Origin of the sequence: Blautia sp. BCRC 81119, assembly GCF_003184505.1 — a bacterium.
GTDB lineage: Bacteria > Bacillota > Clostridia > Lachnospirales > Lachnospiraceae > Blautia_A > Blautia_A fusiformis.
In genome coordinates, this window is the sequence record NZ_QJHD01000008.1 from 38183 (window position 1) to 56578 (window position 18396).

The 18396-nt window shown below is 47.5% G+C and carries 14 protein-coding genes; 12 read left to right on the top strand and 2 right to left on the bottom strand.

The features are described from left to right. Position 1 precedes the first annotated feature (1 nt). Entirely contained in the window at positions 2–940 is a 939-nt protein-coding gene (locus DMI82_RS06545; RefSeq protein WP_110102877.1) for an Rpn family recombination-promoting nuclease/putative transposase, read from the bottom strand. A gap of 249 nt (positions 941–1189) precedes the next feature. Between DMI82_RS06545 and glf the strand changes: the two genes are divergently transcribed. From glf to DMI82_RS06560, 3 genes are all read left to right on the top strand, one after another. Next, positions 1190–2305, top strand: a complete 1116-nt coding sequence (gene glf, locus DMI82_RS06550; RefSeq protein ID WP_110102878.1) for a UDP-galactopyranose mutase — start codon at positions 1190–1192, stop codon at positions 2303–2305. A 122-nt stretch (positions 2306–2427) separates the two neighbouring features. Continuing rightward, positions 2428–3300: a hypothetical protein gene (locus tag DMI82_RS06555; RefSeq protein ID WP_110102879.1), complete on the top strand. Its 873-nt coding sequence runs from the start codon at positions 2428–2430 to the stop codon at positions 3298–3300. A gap of 39 nt (positions 3301–3339) precedes the next feature. Continuing rightward, positions 3340–6264: a C1 family peptidase gene (locus DMI82_RS06560; protein WP_158526434.1), complete on the top strand. Its 2925-nt coding sequence runs from the start codon at positions 3340–3342 to the stop codon at positions 6262–6264. A 117-nt stretch (positions 6265–6381) separates the two neighbouring features. Here the strand turns inward: DMI82_RS06560 and DMI82_RS06565 are convergent, their stop codons facing one another. Then, complete coding sequence (locus tag DMI82_RS06565) at positions 6382–6828, bottom strand: RbsD/FucU family protein (RefSeq protein ID WP_015527311.1); 447 nt, start codon at positions 6826–6828, stop codon at positions 6382–6384. A 347-nt stretch (positions 6829–7175) separates the two neighbouring features. Here DMI82_RS06565 and DMI82_RS06570 point away from each other — a divergent pair, with 347 nt between their 5' ends. From DMI82_RS06570 to DMI82_RS06610, 9 genes are all read left to right on the top strand, one after another. Next, complete coding sequence (locus DMI82_RS06570) at positions 7176–8027, top strand: class II fructose-bisphosphate aldolase (RefSeq protein WP_015527310.1); 852 nt, start codon at positions 7176–7178, stop codon at positions 8025–8027. Between the two features lie 34 nt (positions 8028–8061). Next, entirely contained in the window at positions 8062–9087 is a 1026-nt protein-coding gene (locus DMI82_RS06575) for a LacI family DNA-binding transcriptional regulator (RefSeq protein WP_059086078.1), read from the top strand. After that, on the top strand, positions 9087–10604 hold the full coding sequence (gene xylB / locus DMI82_RS06580; RefSeq protein WP_110102881.1) for a xylulokinase: 1518 nt from the start codon (positions 9087–9089) through the stop codon (positions 10602–10604). Before DMI82_RS06575 ends, xylB begins: the two co-directional genes overlap by 1 nt. Before the next feature lie 2 nt (positions 10605–10606). Next, entirely contained in the window at positions 10607–11659 is a 1053-nt protein-coding gene (locus DMI82_RS06585) for a galactitol-1-phosphate 5-dehydrogenase (RefSeq protein ID WP_110102882.1), read from the top strand. A gap of 1 nt (position 11660) precedes the next feature. After that, positions 11661–12590 carry a 1-phosphofructokinase gene (gene pfkB / locus DMI82_RS06590; protein ID WP_110102883.1) on the top strand — a complete coding sequence of 310 codons (930 nt, stop codon included), beginning with the start codon at positions 11661–11663 and terminating at the stop codon, positions 12588–12590. A gap of 46 nt (positions 12591–12636) precedes the next feature. Beyond that, on the top strand, positions 12637–13638 hold the full coding sequence (locus DMI82_RS06595; protein WP_110102884.1) for an aldo/keto reductase: 1002 nt from the start codon (positions 12637–12639) through the stop codon (positions 13636–13638). 248 nt (positions 13639–13886) lie between these two features. Beyond that, positions 13887–15503: a response regulator gene (locus tag DMI82_RS06600; protein ID WP_110102885.1), complete on the top strand. Its 1617-nt coding sequence runs from the start codon at positions 13887–13889 to the stop codon at positions 15501–15503. Beyond that, positions 15500–17287: a cache domain-containing sensor histidine kinase gene (locus tag DMI82_RS06605; protein ID WP_110102886.1), complete on the top strand. Its 1788-nt coding sequence runs from the start codon at positions 15500–15502 to the stop codon at positions 17285–17287. Before DMI82_RS06600 ends, DMI82_RS06605 begins: the two co-directional genes overlap by 4 nt. Further along, on the top strand, positions 17284–18291 hold the full coding sequence (locus tag DMI82_RS06610; protein WP_110102887.1) for a substrate-binding domain-containing protein: 1008 nt from the start codon (positions 17284–17286) through the stop codon (positions 18289–18291). The genes DMI82_RS06605 and DMI82_RS06610 overlap by 4 nt, the downstream gene beginning before the upstream one ends. The last annotated feature ends 105 nt before the right edge of the window (positions 18292–18396 follow it).

Here is an 18396-nt window from a genome sequence, read left to right on the forward strand (position 1 = left end):
ACTATTTCTTCTGTAATTTCAGCACGTCCTCAAGAGAAAGGCCTGAAAATTTGGAGATGTCTTCAGGGGAGAATCTTGGATCCTGAAGCATACGCTGTGCTGTCAGCATAGCTTGTTCCTGATGGCCTTCGGCACGCGCATCATCGCACATTTCCTGAACAGCCTGACACATATTAACCCTCCCTTCTGTTTCTGTGAAACGTAAGTTGATACCGGTTATGGAGTCGATGACCCTGGCTGCTTTGAGCTCGAGTGACCGGAAGCCGGGACTCTGTGATGTAAGCTCCTGGAGCTTCCGTTTATCTTTGGAATATTTGATGAAGAGCATGACTTCTTTGAGATTGCTCTGGAGTTTGTCAAGTTCTTCATCCTTTATCTCGGCAGGTGAGAAGAGATTGATCCGGTAATCCGGGACCATGGAAAGAATTTCGGGGCCCTGGACAGAGAGCATTTCGTGGAGGCTCCTGGGAGCGTTCCAGGTGTCGGAACCGAAGTACACGACCGTGGTTATGACCGGGATGAGCCGGTCATCCTTGTAGAAGCCGGTGAGATATTCTCCGGATGTAGAAGGCCATTGCTTTGCTTCTCTGTGTGATCTGGCGGAATTTTCTACCTGTCCTGCGTATTCTAATGCATCGTAGACCATATTCTTAACCGGCATTGCAAAGTTCTGTTCCGATTGATTTTCAATCCCCAGGAGAAGATAGATCCTTGAATCATCGTGCATAACATTAAGAGATTTGAATTCGTCCCGGAATTTCTGGACGGGAACTTCTGAAGTGCCGGATCCGTAGGGGACAGCGAGAGCTGTGGTATCCAGTGGATGAAGAGTGTCAGGGTCTATGATGTTTTTTCCTTTGTACAGCATATGGTTGAACACATCCGCAAAAACGCGGTTGTCAGCCATGTAATCTTTGGTGATGGTATCCTTTGTACCCATAGGTTTCACCACCTTCGATCTGTTTATGTGATCAGAGTAGTTTATTATCTGATCCAGTTACAGGGTATCATACATTTTGGTGTTTGAGAAGCGGATATCTGATATTTTATCATTTTTGCAGCTTGCGGAGATCTGTTTGATAACATTCTTACATAAGATTTATCGGGATTTCACAGTGGCTTCTTGCCAGCTACCCTTTTCCGGTGTTAAAATAACAGCATCAATGAAAGAACAGGGAGAATGAAATCAATGTACGATTATCTTATCGTAGGTGCCGGTCTTTACGGTGCGGTTTTTGCACAGGAGGCGAAGCGTGCCGGGAAGTCAGTGCTTGTGATCGACAAGCGTCCGCATATTGCGGGAAATGTATATACAGAGAAGGTGGAAGGGATCAACGTGCATAAATACGGTGCACATATTTTCCATACCAATAATAAGAAGGTCTGGGATTATATCACCCGGTTTGCCACCTTCAATCGTTTTACCAACAGTCCGGTTGCCAATTATCACGGGGAGCTGTACAGTCTTCCGTTTAATATGTATACCTTTAACAGGATGTGGGGCGTGGTGACTCCAGAGGAGGCTGCGGCAAAGATCGAGGAGCAGCGGCAGGCTGCAGGGATCACAGAACCTTCGAATCTGGAGGAACAGGCTATCAGTCTTGTAGGTACGGATATTTATGAGAAGCTGATCAAGGGCTATACGGAGAAGCAGTGGGGACGTCCATGTACGGAGCTTCCTGCTTTTATCATCAAGAGGCTTCCGGTGCGTCTGACCTTTGACAATAACTATTTCAATGCGCTGTACCAGGGAATCCCGGTGGGTGGTTATACGAAGATGGTTGCCAATCTGCTGGACGGTATCGAGGTACGGCTGAATGAGGATTACCTGGAGAAAAAAGAGCAGTACGATGCAATGGCGGAGAAGGTGATCTACACAGGTGCCATCGACGCGTATTTTGACTATAAGCTGGGAACTCTGGAGTATCGTTCCGTGCGTTTTGAGAATGAAACACTGGATAAACCTAATTTCCAGGGAAATGCAGCAGTGAATTATACGGATGTGGAGACTCCATGGACCCGTATCATCGAGCATAAATGGTTTGAGTTCGGAAAGGATGAGGAGGGTAATGATCTTCCGAAAACGGTGATCAGCCGGGAATACAGTTCCGAGTGGAAGCCTGGAGATGAGCCGTATTATCCGGTCAATGATGAGAAGAACGGAGCGCTTTACGGACAGTATAGGGAGCTTGCAGAGAAGGAACCGAAGGTGATCTTCGGCGGCCGTCTTGGCGAATATAAATATTATGACATGGATGCGGTGATCGCTTCTGCGCTGGATATGTGTGAGCGGGAGCTTGCATAAAAAAGATACTGGATATAACTAATGATAAGATCCTCTTATATTTCGGAGCCAAAGCAAAAGAGAAATATAAGGGGATTTTATGCATAGAATGGCAGTGAGATTTTTTGAGGGAGGAAAGAGCAATGAAAAGGTGCAAAGGTGTGCTTCTGGCAGGAATGCTGGTGCTGAGTATGAGTGTTCCGGTGTATGCGGACAAGTCGGTTGTGGTGAAGGTGGAAGCTCCGGCAGATACCACAGATTATTATATGACTGTGGATTCCGGTGGAGTTGGTGTGGATATCTATCCGTCCACCGACGGAAAAGGTGAAAAGCTCAATGATAAGACGGTAAGGGATGGTACTGTCCTGCATATCGAAGGGGAGACAGAGAAGAATGGTGAGACCTGGGGATATACAGAGTATAATGGCAGATACGGTTATGTGCCGCTGGAGGAGCTACGGCCCTCAAAGGATGCGGAGCTGGCGAAGGTCGGAATCGCAGGGGGCACGGAGAAAGAGACTTCTGCAGTGAATCAGGGAGACGCATCCGATACGCAGGATTCCGCAGCCGGCGAAGGACAGGGAACGTCTGCAGGGACGGCCAGCACAGGCAGTTCTCAGGCTCAGAATGGCGAAGGACAGGGAACGTCTGCAGAGACGGACAATACAGGCAGCTCTCAGGCTCAGAATGGCGAAGGACAGGGAGCGTCTGCAGAGATGGCCAGCACAGATGAATCTCAGGCTCAGAGAGGTGAGGTTCAGGGGCCACCTGCAGGGACGGCCAGCACAGGTAGTTCTCAGGCTCAGAGAGGCGAGGTCCAGGGACCACCTGCAGCGGATGGAACAACAGAAGGTGGGAAATCTGCGGATGAAGCTGTCACCAAGCCGGTCAATGGCACAGCTGCGACATCCTTTAAAGAAGAAAATTCCTGGTATAAAAGTCCGTTTATCTGGATCGGGATCGCAACAGTACTTGCAGTAATCGGAATTCTGGGTTATCATTTGAAGAAACGTTAACAGATAAACCAGATCAATATAAGAAAAATGGAGAATTTTGTGAAGAGATTACAGCTTGTTAGGAAGAAATTACTGCCGCTTCTTCTGTGTGTGGCAGTTGCGGGCAGCCAGATTCCGGTCATGGCAGCCGATGTGGAAGGTTTCAGTGATTCTGCGGAAGGATTCAATGAAGAATGGTCAGAAGATACACAGACGCAGTCAGCGGAAGCAGAGGATACGACGGAGACTGCAGAAGGGAATACCGCAGGGAATACCGGTATCCCGGATGAACAGACAGAGGATATTGCAGAGGCAGCCGACGGGGATACCGAGGATATAGCCTTGCAGAGCTCCGAGGAGGATACAGAGACTCCCGAAACATCAGAAGGATCGTCCTCTGATTCCCAGGAGGATACCTTTGGTGACGGTGAGGAGAGCTTCGGGGATGCCTCAGACAGTGGTGAGTCCGGCATCGAATATATCAAGGGCCGTCCGCTTACGGAGGAAGAGGAGCAGGAACAGCTGGCACCCTTTGATAATCTGACCTCTTATTCCACCGCCGTGGAGATCGGAAATGATGTGGATGAGGTACCGATGGGAAGAGCTGCGGCCTATCCGTCCTATTATAATGCAGCGGATCAGGGATATGTCACTTCCGTAAAGAATCAGGAGCCCTACGGTATGTGCTGGGCATTTGGAATGGCCTCTCTTCTGGAAACTTCGTTTCTGACCCAGGGCATTGGGACTTATGATCTGTCGGAAGAGCATTTGGCGTATTTTTTTGCAAACAGAAAGAATGACCCGCTTGGAAATACCTACGGGGATGTCAATAAGCATATGGGGACAGATGATAAAGGAAACGCAGATTATCATGAGGGCGGAAATGATCTTCTGGCTTCCATGTTTCTGAGCACCTGGTCCGGAATGACAACAGAAGGGGATGTGCCGCTGGCAACAGATTCCACGCATACACAGAAAACCGGTGTGACTCCGGCGGCATCCAAGGCGTACAATGCAGCTGCTTATCTGAAAAATGCCTATTTTTCCGATTATTCCGTAAATGCCATGAAGAAGCTTCTGGTTGCAAATAATTCGGTCACTGTGATGTATAATGCACAGAATGCCTATTACAATGCAAGTACAGCGGCCTATTCCTATCCTACCAGCACCAAGAACGTGAATCATGTAGTTACAGTGGTGGGGTGGGATGACAATTATTCTGCGAAGAATTTCCGGGCATCTTCCAAGGTAAAGGGAGACGGAGCCTGGATCGTTAAGAACAGCTGGGGTACAGGCTGGGGAAAATCCGGATATTTTTATATGTCTTATGAGGATAAGTCTGTCAGTGAGCTGGTTGCGGCTACGGCTGTCAATACACCGAAATATAGCAACAATTATTTTTATGACGGAACGTCAGGGCTTGGCTCCATCCGCATGTATGCGGGAGAACAGCTGTCCACGGTTTTTCGTGCCAGTGCAGGAAACGGAAAAGCGGAATCGCTTGGCGAGGTGACTCTTAGCTCCATGTCTGCCAATAATTCCTATACTGTGCAGGTATACACAAATCTGAAGGATGCCAGTGATCCTACCAGTGGAACACCGGCATATTCCACACCGGTTTCCTGCAGTCAGCCGATGGCTGGGGTTATGACCTTTCAGATCCCAGAGGTTCTGCTCAGCCAGAACAGTCTGTATTCTATTGTGGTGACAAATGCAGGAAGCACATATATAAAATACTGTGTGGAGGCAGAGGTCAGTTATGGCTGGTGCAGCTTTTCTCCGTCTATCGTATCCGGTCAGAGCTTTCTGCGATATAATGCGGAGGATACCTGGATGGATGCAGTTGAATTTAATCCATCGGTAACTCCGAGGATCAAGGTGCATACCAGGACTCTGAGCAGTGCGGCGAGGATGCAGCTTTCTTCGTCTGAGATAAGTCTGTATTCCGGAGATCAGAAAACACTGAATGCTTCGGCTACCAGATCCGAGATGGATGCTTCCGGCATTGTCTGGGAAAGCTCAGATACCAGTGTGGCTGCTGTAAATGGCAGCGGCGTTGTTACTGCAAAAAATCCGGGAACAGCAACCATAACCTGCTACGGAAAAAATGCCAGGGGAATCCGAGCTACCTGTAAGGTTACGGTGAAGCTTCGTCAGACCACAGGTGTAAAACTGGTTTCCAAGGCATTTAACAGGATACGGATCTCCTGGAAAGCAGTTCCCGGCTGCAATCGTTATGCTATCTATCGCTGGGATGAAAGCGGAAATTCAAAAAAAATGGCAACCGTGACAGCAGATGTAGTGACCTGGCAGGATACTGCAGTGAAAACAGGAAGCACTTATACGTATCGGATCCGGGCTTCTTATGTACGTTCCGGAAAGAAGACTGTTTATGGAGCCGTATCTTCGCCGTTCTCAGCAAAAGCGGAGCTGGGGAAGGCCCGTGCAGTGGCTGAAGCTGTCAGCGGACCATGTAACAGGGTATCCTGGAAGAAGGTTTCCGGAGCCAGTGGCTATCATATCTACCGGAAGCTCCAGGGGAAAAGCTGGGTTCGGATCGGAACCGTGAACAACAAAGTATTGTCCTGGCAGGACACGAAGATTGAGGGAATCACCTCCTACGCTTATGCTGTGAGGCCCTATAAGAATGTAGACGGGAAAAAAGTTTTCGGAGGATATCAGGCAAGCAGCTATATCCTGTCCTATCCGGAACTTCAGAAGATATCCAGTGTCAGGAAGACCTCCAGGGGGCTGAAGATCTGCTGGAAAGCGCAGAAGAAAGCAGATTGCTATCAGATCTACCGTAAGACCGGAAAGGGTTCATGGAAAAAGATCAGTACAGTTTCCGGAGGCAGCAGCTCCTCCTTTGAGGATAAGACCGCAAAAAAGGGAACAACGTATTACTATGCGGTGCGTGCAGGGATAAAAACCTCCGGTGGAAAAGTACTCTGCGGAGGATACGCCGCAAAAGCAGCAAAGAGATAAAAGTGTTAAAATATAAAACGCCCGGATCTGGCTTGAAACATTCCAGATCCGGGCGTTTTATGTTTTGGTTGAATATGTGTATTATATATGATTATATCAGGCAGTTCAAAAGAAAGATCAGTCGTTGTTGATCACAACGCCTTTCTGAAGCATGATGTTGGCATAAAGTGCTTTCTCACTTGTGGAGATGATGCAGTATGCAGTTTTTGCTTCGTCATAGAATGCGAAACGCTCGATGTTTCCGACGGCTTTTTCGCCACGCTCGTCATGCTTGGAAACGATTTCTTTATATGTATCCCAGATCGGTGTCTCCACATTATCACCAGGCATTACTTCCATCAGGTTTACCGGATGCTCTACATAAGTATCCAGCGGGAAGAGCTTCAGGATGGCATCCAGGATCTCCGGAACGCCATGTCCGTCACAGCGGATGGTGATGGCATTTTTTCCCATGGATTCTACAGGGAAGTTTCCGTCAGCGATAACAAGACGGTCACTGTGTCCCATCTCACATAAAACCTTCAGTAATTCTGGTGATAAGATTTCTGGAATTCCTTTTAACATAGTTTATATCCTCCTAAGATCATTGTGTACTTACAGCATTTCGGAAATTACAGCATCAGGCTCAGGTGATCAGAACAGGATACATGGATTTCCGAAACTGTTATGACGCCGGTAGTATCAGACAGACCTGCCCGGCCACAGGCTTTAGAACTCTTATTAATTAATCTAACGGTATTTGGTCTTCTTTTCAAGGGAATATTTTCCTATAAATGATGAAAATTTTATGGTTGACAGAAAACGTATGGAGCGCTATGATGAACTTAAACGGAAACGTTTCGGTTTCTGAACCAAATGAGAAAATAATACAAAACAAACACAATGATTATGATTCCAAGGAGGAGAAGATTATGCCACTGGTTACATCGAAGGAAATGCTGTTAAAGGCACAGAAGGGCGGATATGCAGTAGGAGCATTCAACGCAGAGAATATGGAGATGGTGAAGGCGATCATCCAGGCAGCTGAGGAGCTGAAAGCACCGGTTATGATCCAGACAACACCTTCTACTGTTAAATATGGTACGGTTGAGACTTACGCTGCGATCGTAGCAGCAGAGGCAGCCAAGGCTTCCGTTCCGGTATGCCTTCATCTTGACCACGGCAGCAGCTTTGAGCTTGCGATGCAGGCAATGCATGCAGGCTATACTTCTGTGATGATCGATGGTTCCAAGCTGGATTTTGAGGATAATATCAGAGAGACCAGGAGAGTTGCGGATGTGGCAGCAGCCCTGGATATCCCATGTGAGGCTGAGCTCGGTAAGGTCGGTGGTAAAGAGGATGATCTTGAGGCTGAGGCAGACACTAACACCGACCCGCAGGAGGCGAAGGAATTCGTGGAGCGTACAGGTGTTACTTCCCTGGCAGTTGCCATCGGAACCGCACATGGTTTCTATGTGGGAACACCGGTTCTTGACAAGGAACGCTTAAGCGAGATCCGCGAAGTCGTAGATATCCCCCTTGTTCTTCACGGGGCATCCGGACTCAGTGATGAGGATGTCAGCGACTGTGTAAAACGTGGTATCTGCAAGGTTAACTTTGCAACAGAGCTTCGTGCCGCATATTCCAGGGCAGTGAAGGAGACCTTTGCAGAGAATGAGAACACCATCGATCCGAAAGCCTACGGAAAGAAAGCAATCCAGGCAGTGAAGGAGCTGGTTGAGGCGCGTATGAAGGTTTGCGGCTGTGATGGAAAGGCAGAATGATCTTCTGTAAAAAAACAGAAACGGAGTGATCTGTATGGCAGCAACCATGAAAGATATTGCCAGGCGGACCGGACTTGGGCTCGCAACGATTTCTTCTTATTTTAACGGCGGAAACGTAAGAGAAAAAAACAGAATAAAGATCGAGGAGGCCATTCAGGAGCTGCATTATGAGGTCAATGAGGTGGCCAGAGGGCTTAAGACCAATGCTACCAAGACCATCGGCGTGGTGATCCCGGAGCTTAACAATACCTTTTGCGCGGAGATCATCACAGGAATGGAGGATGTCTTAAGGAGTCACGGATATGCGACTATTGTCTGTGACTGCCGTACTGATAAGAAGCTGGAGCGGGATGCAGTGGAGTTTTTAAGCCGGAAGCGTGTGGACGGGATCATCAGCATGCCGGTGGATGCGGAAGGCAATCATCTGAAAAAATTTCAGAAAACCGGAAAGCCCATCGTACTCATTGACCGCAGGATCCGGGAGCTTTCCTGTGACAGTGTTCTTGTAGACAACGAGAAGGCGGCTGAGGACGCAATGAGAGTTTTTTTTCAGGCAGGACACCGTAAGATCGGGATCATTGGCGGACCGGAGGAAATTTCCACCGCTCAGGAACGTCTCCAGGGGTACCGCAATGCATACGAAAAAGAAAATATACCGGTACGGGAATCTCTGATCTATCACGGCGATTATACCATTCAGGGCGGTGTGCAGGGAATTGAGAAGCTTGTTGCGGACAATCCGGATATGACGGCCGTGTTTGTTACCAACTATGAGATGACCATGGGGGCGGTGATCGGGATGAATGAGCTGGGTCTTAAGATCCCGGAACAGCTGTCTATGATCGGTTTTGACAATCTGCAGTTTGCCAGAGCATGCAATCCCAAGCTTACCATTGTGGCACAGCCTACACAGGGGATTGCCGGAGAAGTGGCGGGAATCATGCTGAAACGGCTGGAAGGGGCTGCAAGTGAAGAAACAGAACCGATCACGGAGAAGCTTGGCGCAGAGATCATCATGGGAAAATCCGTCCGTGTGCTGGACGAGAAGGAGAAGCTATAATGAAACCATATTTATTAGGTATTGATATCGGCACCAGTGCCTGTAAGGTTGCGGTTTTTGAAAAATCGGGAACGGTTGTGGCTGCGGCCAACGGCGATTATCCGGTTTACTATCCGAAGGAGGGCTGGGCAGAACAGGATCCGGAAGAATGGTGGAGTGCTGTCTGTCAGGCGGTAAAGAAGGCCATCCAAAAAGCGGGGATAGCACCTGAGGAGATCGCAGGCATCGGTATTGACGGCCAGAGCTGGTCAGCCATTGCCATGGATAAGGACGGAAATGTACTGACAAACACTCCGATCTGGATGGATACCAGAGCACAGTCTATCTGTGACAGACTGAATAAAGAAATCGGGGCAGAGCAGATTTTTGAAGTATCCGGTAATTCCCTTCAGCCGTCCTACACAACTGCAAAGATTCTCTGGTATAAAGAAAATCTCCCGGAGGTGTACCAAAGGATCCACAAGATCCTGCAGTCCAACAGCTACATTGCATATAAGCTGACAGGTGTGATGAGCCAGGATGTTTCCCAGGGCTATGGCCTGCATTGCTTTGACATGAGAAAGGCAGCCTGGGATGAGGATATGTGCAGAAAGCTTGGGATTCCCATGGAATTTCTTCCTGAGATCTGTGCCTGTGATCATGTTGTGGGAATAGTTACAGAGAAGGCGGCGGAGGAATCCGGCCTTGCTGTGGGAATACCGGTTGTTGCTGGTGGTCTGGATGCGGCATGCGGAACACTGGGGGCTGGAGTGATCCATCCGGGTGAAACACAGGAGCAGGGAGGACAGGCCGGCGGAATGAGCATCTGCATGGATGCGTATAAGGCAGATCCCAGACTGATCCTTGGCTATCACGTGGTTCCGGGACAGTGGCTCCTTCAGGGAGGAACCACCGGAGGTGGTGGTGTCATGCGCTGGTTTGAACGTGAGTTTGCAGATTATGAGCGCTCTGTAGCAGGGGAAAAAGGATCTTCTCTGAACCAGCTCAATGAGATCGCGGAAAGGGTCGCACCAGGCAGTGACGGAGTGGTATTTCTTCCATATATGTCCGGTGAGCGTTCCCCGATCTGGAATCCTAATGCGAAGGGCGTATTCTATGGACTGGATTTTGCCAAGACCAAGGGACATATGGTACGTGCCTGTATGGAAGGCGTAGCACTTTCTCTGAAACACAACCTTGAGGTGGCAAAGGAAGCAGGAGCAGATGTGGAAGTTCTCCGTGCAATGGGAGGCTCTGCAAATTCTCTTCTCTGGACACAGATCAAATCCGATATCACAGGAAAACCAATCGTAGTGCCGTCCTCTGATACGGCAACAACACTTGGTGCAGCGATTCTGGCAGGTGTTGGTGTTGGAATGTATCAGGATTATGATGAGGCCATCCGTCTTACGGTAAAGGAAACAAGAAGACATGAACCGAACCCGGAAAACCGGGACGTTTATGAGAAAACCTATAAAACCTATTTAAATCTCTATAAATCTCTTGAACCTATGATGAGAAATGAGGAGGAAAAGTGATCATGAAAGCAGCAGTAGTAGTAGCAAATGAGGATGTTCAGTATCAGGAAGTGGAAGAACCTCAGGTAACACCGGGCCATGTGAAGATCAAGGTAAGATATTCCGGGATCTGCGGATCTGATATCCCGCGTGTATTAAATCACGGCGTACATTTTTATCCCATCGTGCTGGGACATGAATTTTCCGGTGACGTGGTGGAAGTGGGAGAAGGCGTTACCAAGGTGAAGGTCGGTGACCGTGTATCCGGTGCGCCACTTCTTCCCTGTATGAAATGTGACGACTGCCAGAAGGGTAATTTTTCTCTCTGCAAGCATTACAGCTTCATCGGTTCCAGAGAACAGGGAGCAAACGCAGATTATGTAGTGGTTCCTGAGCAGAATGCAGTACCATTCGCAGACAATGTTCCATATGAGCAGGGAGCCATGTTTGAGCCTGCAACCGTAGCTATCCACGGTGTATTCCAGAATGATTACCACGGCGGTGAGTATGTGGCGATCCTTGGCGGCGGTACGGTTGGTATGTTCACCATGCAGTGGACAAAGATCTTCGGCTCCAAGAAGGTAGTGGTCTTTGATATCAGCGATGAGAGACTTGCGCTTGCAAAGCGTCTCGGCGCAGATGAGATCATCAACACAAAGGAAGATGGATATATGGAAAAAGCCATGGCTATCACAGGTGGCAAGGGATACGGCTTCGTATTCGAGACAGCCGGACAGGTTCCCACCATGCACATGGCGTTCGAGCTTGCAGCAAACAAAGCACATGTATGCTTCATCGGTACTCCTCATGAGAACCTTACTTTCACACCGAAGCAGTGGGAGAATATGAACCGTAAGGAGTTCAGGCTTACCGGTTCCTGGATGTCCTACAGTGCACCATATCCGGGACGTGAGTGGGATCTGACTGCTCATTATTTTGCAACCGGCCAGCTGAAGTTTGACCCGGGCTTCATTTATAAGAAAATCCCGATGAGTCAGGCACAGGAGGCTTTCCAGCTGTTCAAGACACCGGGCCTTGTAAAAGGAAAGATCCTTCTTTCCAATGAGGAAGACTGATATGATCCTGACAGTAACCTTAAACGCTGCCATTGACAAGCGTTATGTAGTGGATGATTTTAAGGTGGGCGAAGTGAACCGGGTGCGTGAATGTACCTATGTTCCCGGCGGAAAGGGACTGAATGTTTCCAAGCCGGCGTCCATTTACGGTGCCGAAGTGGTTGCCACCGGCTTTGTAGGCGGCCACGCAGGCAATTATATAGAAGCTGCCCTGAAACCCTTTGGTATTAAGAGTGCTTTTTACCATGTAGATGCGGAGAGCCGCTCCTGTATCAACATCTGGGATGAGGTGAATCATGTACAGACCGAATTCCTGGAGCCGGGGTTTACATTGACAGAGGCAGATTTTGAGGGCTTTGAGAAAAAATTCCGCCAGCTTGTAAAAGACGCTTCTGTTGTGGCAATGTCCGGCAGCGTGCCGAAGGGACTTGACGGAAGTGCCTACCAGCGCCTCGTGAAGATTGTGAAAGACGCCGGAAAACCGGTGATCCTGGATACCAGCGGCAAGCTTCTGGAAGAGGGAATCAAGGCAGCACCGACACTGATCAAGCCTAACATTGATGAGATCCGTATGCTGACAGGCAAGCATTGTGACGATATCAACGATATCATTGAAGCCGCGAAAGCCATCCACGCCGGTGGTGTGGAGATCGTGGCGGTCTCGCTTGGAGCAGATGGTTCCCTGGCAGTCGGAAAGGAAGGGATTTTCCGTGCGGTGGTTCCGAAGATCGATGCGGTAAATACCGTAGGCTGCGGAGATTCCATGATCGCAGGCTTTGCCCTTGGATTAAGTGAGGGACTTTCTCTGGAAGAGACTCTGCGAAGAGCCAGTGCGATCTCAGCAGCGGCAGCCATGCGCGAGGAAACGGGCTTCTTTGTGATGGAGGATATGGAGGCTCTTCTTCCGAAGATCGAGATCAGGCGTTTATAAGATAAGCTTATAATAAGAAAATTTTTATAAAAAAGGAGATGTAAAGATGGCAGAAGTTATCAATCCGGCAATTGTGCCGAAAGTGACACTTCCTTCCGGCGAGCAGGTTCCGTGTGTCGGAATGGGAACCTTCGGTTCCGACCGTGTATCCGCAGAGGATGTATCTGCAGCTGTTGCAGGCGCGATCCGCAGTGGCTACCGTATGTTTGACTGTGCCGCATGCTACGGAAACGAGCATGAGATCGGACAGGTATTTAAGGACGCTTTTGACGAAGGTGTTGTAAAGCGTAAAGAACTATTTATCATGACAAAGGTATGGAACGACATGCACAGAAGAGTAGAGGAAGCCTGTGATAAGAGCATTAAGGATCTTCAGTGCGATTATGTGGATATGTATTTCATCCACTGGCCATTCCCGAACTATCATGCACCGGGATGTGATGTGGATTCCAGAAATCCGGATTCCAAACCCTTCAGTGTGGAGGAGTTTATGGATACATACCGCCAGTGTGAGGCGTTGGTAGAAAAAGGAAAGATCCGTTATATCGGTATTTCCAATATGACCATTCCGAAGCTTGAGGCAGTTCTTCCGCTCATGAAGATCAAACCTGCAACCTGTGAGCTTGAGCTTCATGTATGCTTCCAACAGCAGGAGCTTTATGATTATCTGGTAGAGCATAACATCCAGCCGGTAGGCTATATGCCGATCGGTTCTCCACGCAGACCGGAGAGAGATATCTGCCCGGAGGATGTTGCGGATCTGGAGGTTCCGGAGATGCAGGCAATCGCAAAGGCACATGGTGTTCATCCGGCTCTGATCGCTCTGAAGTGGGCACATCAGAGAGGAGAAATCTCCATTCCGTTCTCTGTGCACAACTATGCAAGCAACCTGAAATGTGTTACAGAGGATCCACTTACAGAAGAGGAAATGGCAACCATCGCAACTCTGGAAAAAGGCAACCGTCTTGTAAAAGGCCAGGTATTCCTGTGGCATGGTGCAAATGACTGGCATGACCTCTGGGATGAGGATGGCGTTATCGTAAAATAATAAAAATATGCAGGAAAATCCCGTGTCCCATATGTTGGATGCGGGATTTCTTTGTATTTAATTTGGACTAAGAAACTCCGTTGTAAATTTTAACCAAACATGTTAACATATAAAAAGAATTAACAGTTATTGTTCACAGAAAGGACAGTAATCTTACCAATGAAAATGACAGAGACGGGGGGAAGGATCTGTCAGGGGGATGTGCAATAAAAACAACAGAAACTGATCAGAGGGGGACAACAGAAATTATGTATCGTATTTTACTGGTAGATGATGAGATACTTGTTCGAGATGCGATCCGGGAGAATATTGACTGGAAAGCAATGGACTGTGAGCTGGTAGGAGACTGTGATAACGGGAAAGCAGCAGCGGAATTTGTACAGAACCATCCGGTGGATATCGTGCTTACAGATATCCTTATGCCATATATGGATGGTATGGAACTGAGCCGTTTTCTCCATGATAATTATCCGGACATCGTGATCGTGATCTTCAGCGGATTCGGAGAATTCGAGTATGCCAAGAAGGCGATCCAGTATGGTGTCAGTGAATATATGCTGAAGCCGGTGACAGCCATGGAACTCAGAAATGTTATCGGAAAAATGAAGGAGAAGGTGGACCAGCAAAGAAAAGAAAAAGAGAAGCTGGAACGTCTGACACAGACTTCCGAGAATTATCAGAAAAACGCCATTGTGATCCGTTCCAGAGCGCTGCAGGGCTTTGTGGATAATATCAAGACACGGCAGGAAAGTCTGGAAGAGCTTGCAGCACTGGGAATCGATCTTGAGGCAGCATGTTATCGTGTGGCTGTTTTTGATCTGGATCTGTATTCGGACGGCAGTCAGCTTACTGCGGAGAAACGCCAGGAGAGTGCACTGATGTCTTTTGTCCTTTTTAATATCAGTGATGAGATCATCAGCAAGGAAAAAGCAGGAGTGGCATATCAGGCCGGAAATAACAAGGTCGGTGCTCTTTTCATGGGAAACCGTACCAGAGAGTTTGAACAGAAGATCATGGAGATCTGCAGGACGATTCAGGATAAGCTGAAGGAACTGATGTCGCTGGATATTTCTATCGGTGTGGGAAGCTGGGCCAGAACTCAGCAGGAGCTTCGTGTATCCCATGAACTTGCTGAGAAAGCTATTGAATATCGTTATCTCCTTGGAGGAAGCCTTCTTATTGATATGGAAGAACAGCCGGAGGAAAAAAATCTTTCCATTAAAGCTTATGTAGAGAAGCTGCCAGCTGCTCTGAAAGCGGGTAAAAAGGAAAACGCAGAGCATATTCTGGAACAGATCTCTTCTGAGATCAAGGAAGCGCGGGTGGATAAGAGTCGTGCCTGCGTGTATCTTCAGCAGATCATCCGTGCAGCAGATGAAACCTGTGAGGATATGGTTCCGGACAACAGGCTTTTTTCCAAAAGAGAAGCACTTCTGCAGCAGGTTACGGAGCAGAATTCTTTTGACAGTGCTGTTGAACTGGTCAGGAATCATATCGGAGAGATTTTCCAGACACTTTCCGATGCAAACAGCTCCAGCGGACAGCGTCAGGCCAGACTTGCCCTGGATTATATCCAGAAGAATTATATGGATCCGGATTTAAGCCTGAACAGTATCTGTTCCTATCTGAATATCAGTACAAGCTATTTCAGTACGATCTTTAAGGATCTTACGGGAGAGACTTTTACAGAGGTTCTGATCCGTACCCGTATGGAGAAGGCGAAGGAACTTCTGGAGAATACAACTATGAAGAATTATGAAATTGCCGAGAAAGTCGGATTTGCAGATCCCCATTATTTTGGGATCTCCTTCAAAAAAATGACCGGCTGCACACCAACAGAATATGCAAGGGAGAAACGTAAATGAGAGATATCCGGTTTGCGGCAAAGATCATAGGAAAATTTAAGAGTATCCAGAGTGCGATCTTTGCGGTAGTGACGGTGCTGCTTTTAAGTGCGGTGCTGGTCATAACAGGTGTTTCCATGAGATATACCCGCAATTCTATTTTTGAAAATTCTGCTGTCTACACCCAGAATATCGTGCAGCAGATGAATCAGAATATTGATTCCTATATTGATTACATGGAAAATATAGCTTATATGATTTCCAGTAACGAGGATGTACAGCAATATCTTTTTGGCGACAATGTGGACGATGGAACAAGAGAGCGCCTGCTCAATCAGTTCAAGACTATTCTGGACGGACGAAGTGATATCCGAAATCTTGGGATCATTGGAAGTAATGGACGGAAGCTGATCAACGACGGCAAGCAGTCTGTGAATCCGGATCTGAAGCTTTCCACCCAGGAGTGGTATCTGGAAGCTTTACAGAAGCCGGAAGGCCCGCTTCTTACATCTTCTCATGTACAGCACATCATCAGCGGAGAGCGTCCGTGGGTGATCACTTTAAGCAGGGGAATCCGTAATTTTTCCAACAGTGGTGAGAAAGAGGGAGTCTTTTTTATTGATCTGAATTATAGTGCCATCAGTGAACTTTGTGATCAGAATACGATCGGGAAAAAGGGATACGCATTCATTCTGGATGAAAGCGGAAATATAGTATACCATCCCCAACAGCAGCAGCTTTACAATGAATTGCAGACTGAAAATATCGACCTGATCGTGAAATCAAAAGAAGATACGGTGCGTACCGAAAGGGGAAACAGAGGAAAGCTGTATTCTATTTCCAGATCAAATAAAACCGGATGGACCGTTGTGGGCTGTATGAGCGTCAGCGAACTTCTGCGCAAGAGCAATCAGGCACAGAGTATTTATGTGCTTATTTCCGCACTTCTGATGATCGTGGCACTGCTTTTTTCCAGATTTCTGGCAAAGAGTCTCACATATCCTCTTCAGCGTCTCAGAGATTCCATGTCCAGAGTACAGGAAGGGCATTTTGACGGAGCAGATGTGGAAATCGATTCAGAGAATGAGATCGGAAGCCTGACGAAATCTTTCAATGTGATGACACATAGGATACAGGATCTTATGGAGCAGAACGTGAAGGAACAGGAAGCAAAGAGAAAAAGTGAGCTTAAGGCCCTTCAGTCCCAGATCAATCCTCATTTTCTCTACAATACCCTGGATTCGATCATCTGGATGGCAGAGGGCAGAAAGTACGAAGAGGTTGTTCTGATGACAGCATCCCTGGCACGTCTTCTTCGTCAGAGCATCAGTAATGAAGATGAAGTGGTTCCTCTCGCAAGGGAAGTGGAGTATGCCAAGGGTTATCTTACAATCCAGAAGATGCGTTACAAGGACAAGCTGGAATTCGAGATCGATGTAGAACCTTCTATACTAAATATCCCTCTGATCAAGCTGGTTCTCCAGCCGATCATTGAAAATGCCATCTATCATGGACTGAAATATAAAGAGAGTAAGGGACTTTTGCAGGTAAAAGGCTTTATGAAGGATGGAAATGCAGTTCTTCAGGTGATCGACAACGGTGTAGGTATGGATGAGGAAACATTGTCACATATTTATGATAAACATAAGGTGAATTATCATTCCAATGGTGTGGGTGTTTACAATGTACAGAAACGTCTGAAGCTTTATTATGGAGAAAATTACGGGATCACCTATGAAAGTGAAAAAGGTGTCGGAACCACTGCCACGATCACCATTCCGGGAATACAGGAGGAATCAATATGAAAAAACATAGAAAACTCCTGACTTTAGGAGTGGTCATCTGCCTTGTGGCGGGGCTTGTAGCCGGAATAGTCTATTATAAACAGGTAGAAGAAGAGAGAAAACTATCGCTGATCTATATTCCGAAGGTTGTAGACGGTACCAACGATTTCTGGACATCACTGATCCAGGGGGCGGAGATGGCTGCAAAGGAATATAATGCAGATATCCGCGTATGGGCACCTGAGGAAGAGAATGATGTGGATGGGCAGAACAAGCTGATCGAAAGGGCAACAGAAGAAAAACCGGACGCGATCCTGATCTCGCCGTCCAGCTTCACTGAATCCGACCAGCTTTTGAAGAAGGCAAAGGAACAGGGAATACATATCGCATTTATTGATTCCTACACACAGGAAGAGGTCCAGGATCTTACCGTTGCGACCGATAATCTGGAAGCGGGACAGATCCTTGGCAGGTTTGCGAAGGATCTTGTGGGAACGGATGATCAGATTGCGATCGTTTCACACGTAAAGGGTGTATCTACGGCAGTTGAAAGAGAAAAAGGTTTCCGGACAGGACTTGGCAGTCGGAAGGATAATATCGTGGATGTGGTATACTGTGATTCTCAGTATGACAAGTCCTATGAGCTTACAAAAGAGCTGATGAAAAAATATCCGGATCTCAAGATGATCGCGGGGATGAATGAATATTCCTCTGTAGGTGCTGCAAGAGCAGTAAAGGCAGCAAAAGCAGAGAACCGGATCAGGGTGGTGGGAGTAGACAGCTCACAGGAGGCCGTTCAGCTGATGGAACACGGAATCTTCCAGGGAATCGTTGTACAGAAGGCATTTAAAATGGGGTATGTGGGTGTTCGGGAAACAGTTAAGATGCTGCGTGGAGAAAACTATAAAAAGAATATTAATTCCGGGTGCCAGCTGGTAACTCCTGACAATATGTATACCAGTGAGATCGAAAAACTGCTTTTCCCGTTTAATACGTTAAAAACATATGGTGATCTTACACCGTAAATAGTCATAAATGCACAAAGAAAAGGGTTAAATATTTACAGTACAGTAAATATTTAACCTTTTTTTGAAAGATATTCTATTACAATTATTGATTTTTGACGGTAT

Bases quoted from the DNA above. Each gene is read 5' to 3' on its own strand.
- DMI82_RS06555 (WP_110102879.1), top strand. From the start codon at position 2,428: ATGAAAAGGTGCAAAGGTGTGCTTCTGGCAGGAATGCTGGTGCTGAGT.
- DMI82_RS06545 (WP_110102877.1), bottom strand. From the start codon at position 940: ATGGGTACAAAGGATACCATCACCAAAGATTACATGGCTGACAACCGC.
- DMI82_RS06595 (WP_110102884.1), top strand. From the start codon at position 12,637: ATGGCAGAAGTTATCAATCCGGCAATTGTGCCGAAAGTGACACTTCCT.
- DMI82_RS06565 (WP_015527311.1), bottom strand. From the start codon at position 6,828: ATGTTAAAAGGAATTCCAGAAATCTTATCACCAGAATTACTGAAGGTT.
- DMI82_RS06575 (WP_059086078.1), top strand. From the start codon at position 8,062: ATGGCAGCAACCATGAAAGATATTGCCAGGCGGACCGGACTTGGGCTC.
- xylB (WP_110102881.1), top strand. From the start codon at position 9,087: ATGAAACCATATTTATTAGGTATTGATATCGGCACCAGTGCCTGTAAG.
- DMI82_RS06605 (WP_110102886.1), top strand. From the start codon at position 15,500: ATGAGAGATATCCGGTTTGCGGCAAAGATCATAGGAAAATTTAAGAGT.
- DMI82_RS06570 (WP_015527310.1), top strand. From the start codon at position 7,176: ATGCCACTGGTTACATCGAAGGAAATGCTGTTAAAGGCACAGAAGGGC.
- pfkB (WP_110102883.1), top strand. From the start codon at position 11,661: ATGATCCTGACAGTAACCTTAAACGCTGCCATTGACAAGCGTTATGTA.
- DMI82_RS06600 (WP_110102885.1), top strand. From the start codon at position 13,887: ATGTATCGTATTTTACTGGTAGATGATGAGATACTTGTTCGAGATGCG.
- DMI82_RS06610 (WP_110102887.1), top strand. From the start codon at position 17,284: ATGAAAAAACATAGAAAACTCCTGACTTTAGGAGTGGTCATCTGCCTT.
- glf (WP_110102878.1), top strand. From the start codon at position 1,190: ATGTACGATTATCTTATCGTAGGTGCCGGTCTTTACGGTGCGGTTTTT.
- DMI82_RS06585 (WP_110102882.1), top strand. From the start codon at position 10,607: ATGAAAGCAGCAGTAGTAGTAGCAAATGAGGATGTTCAGTATCAGGAA.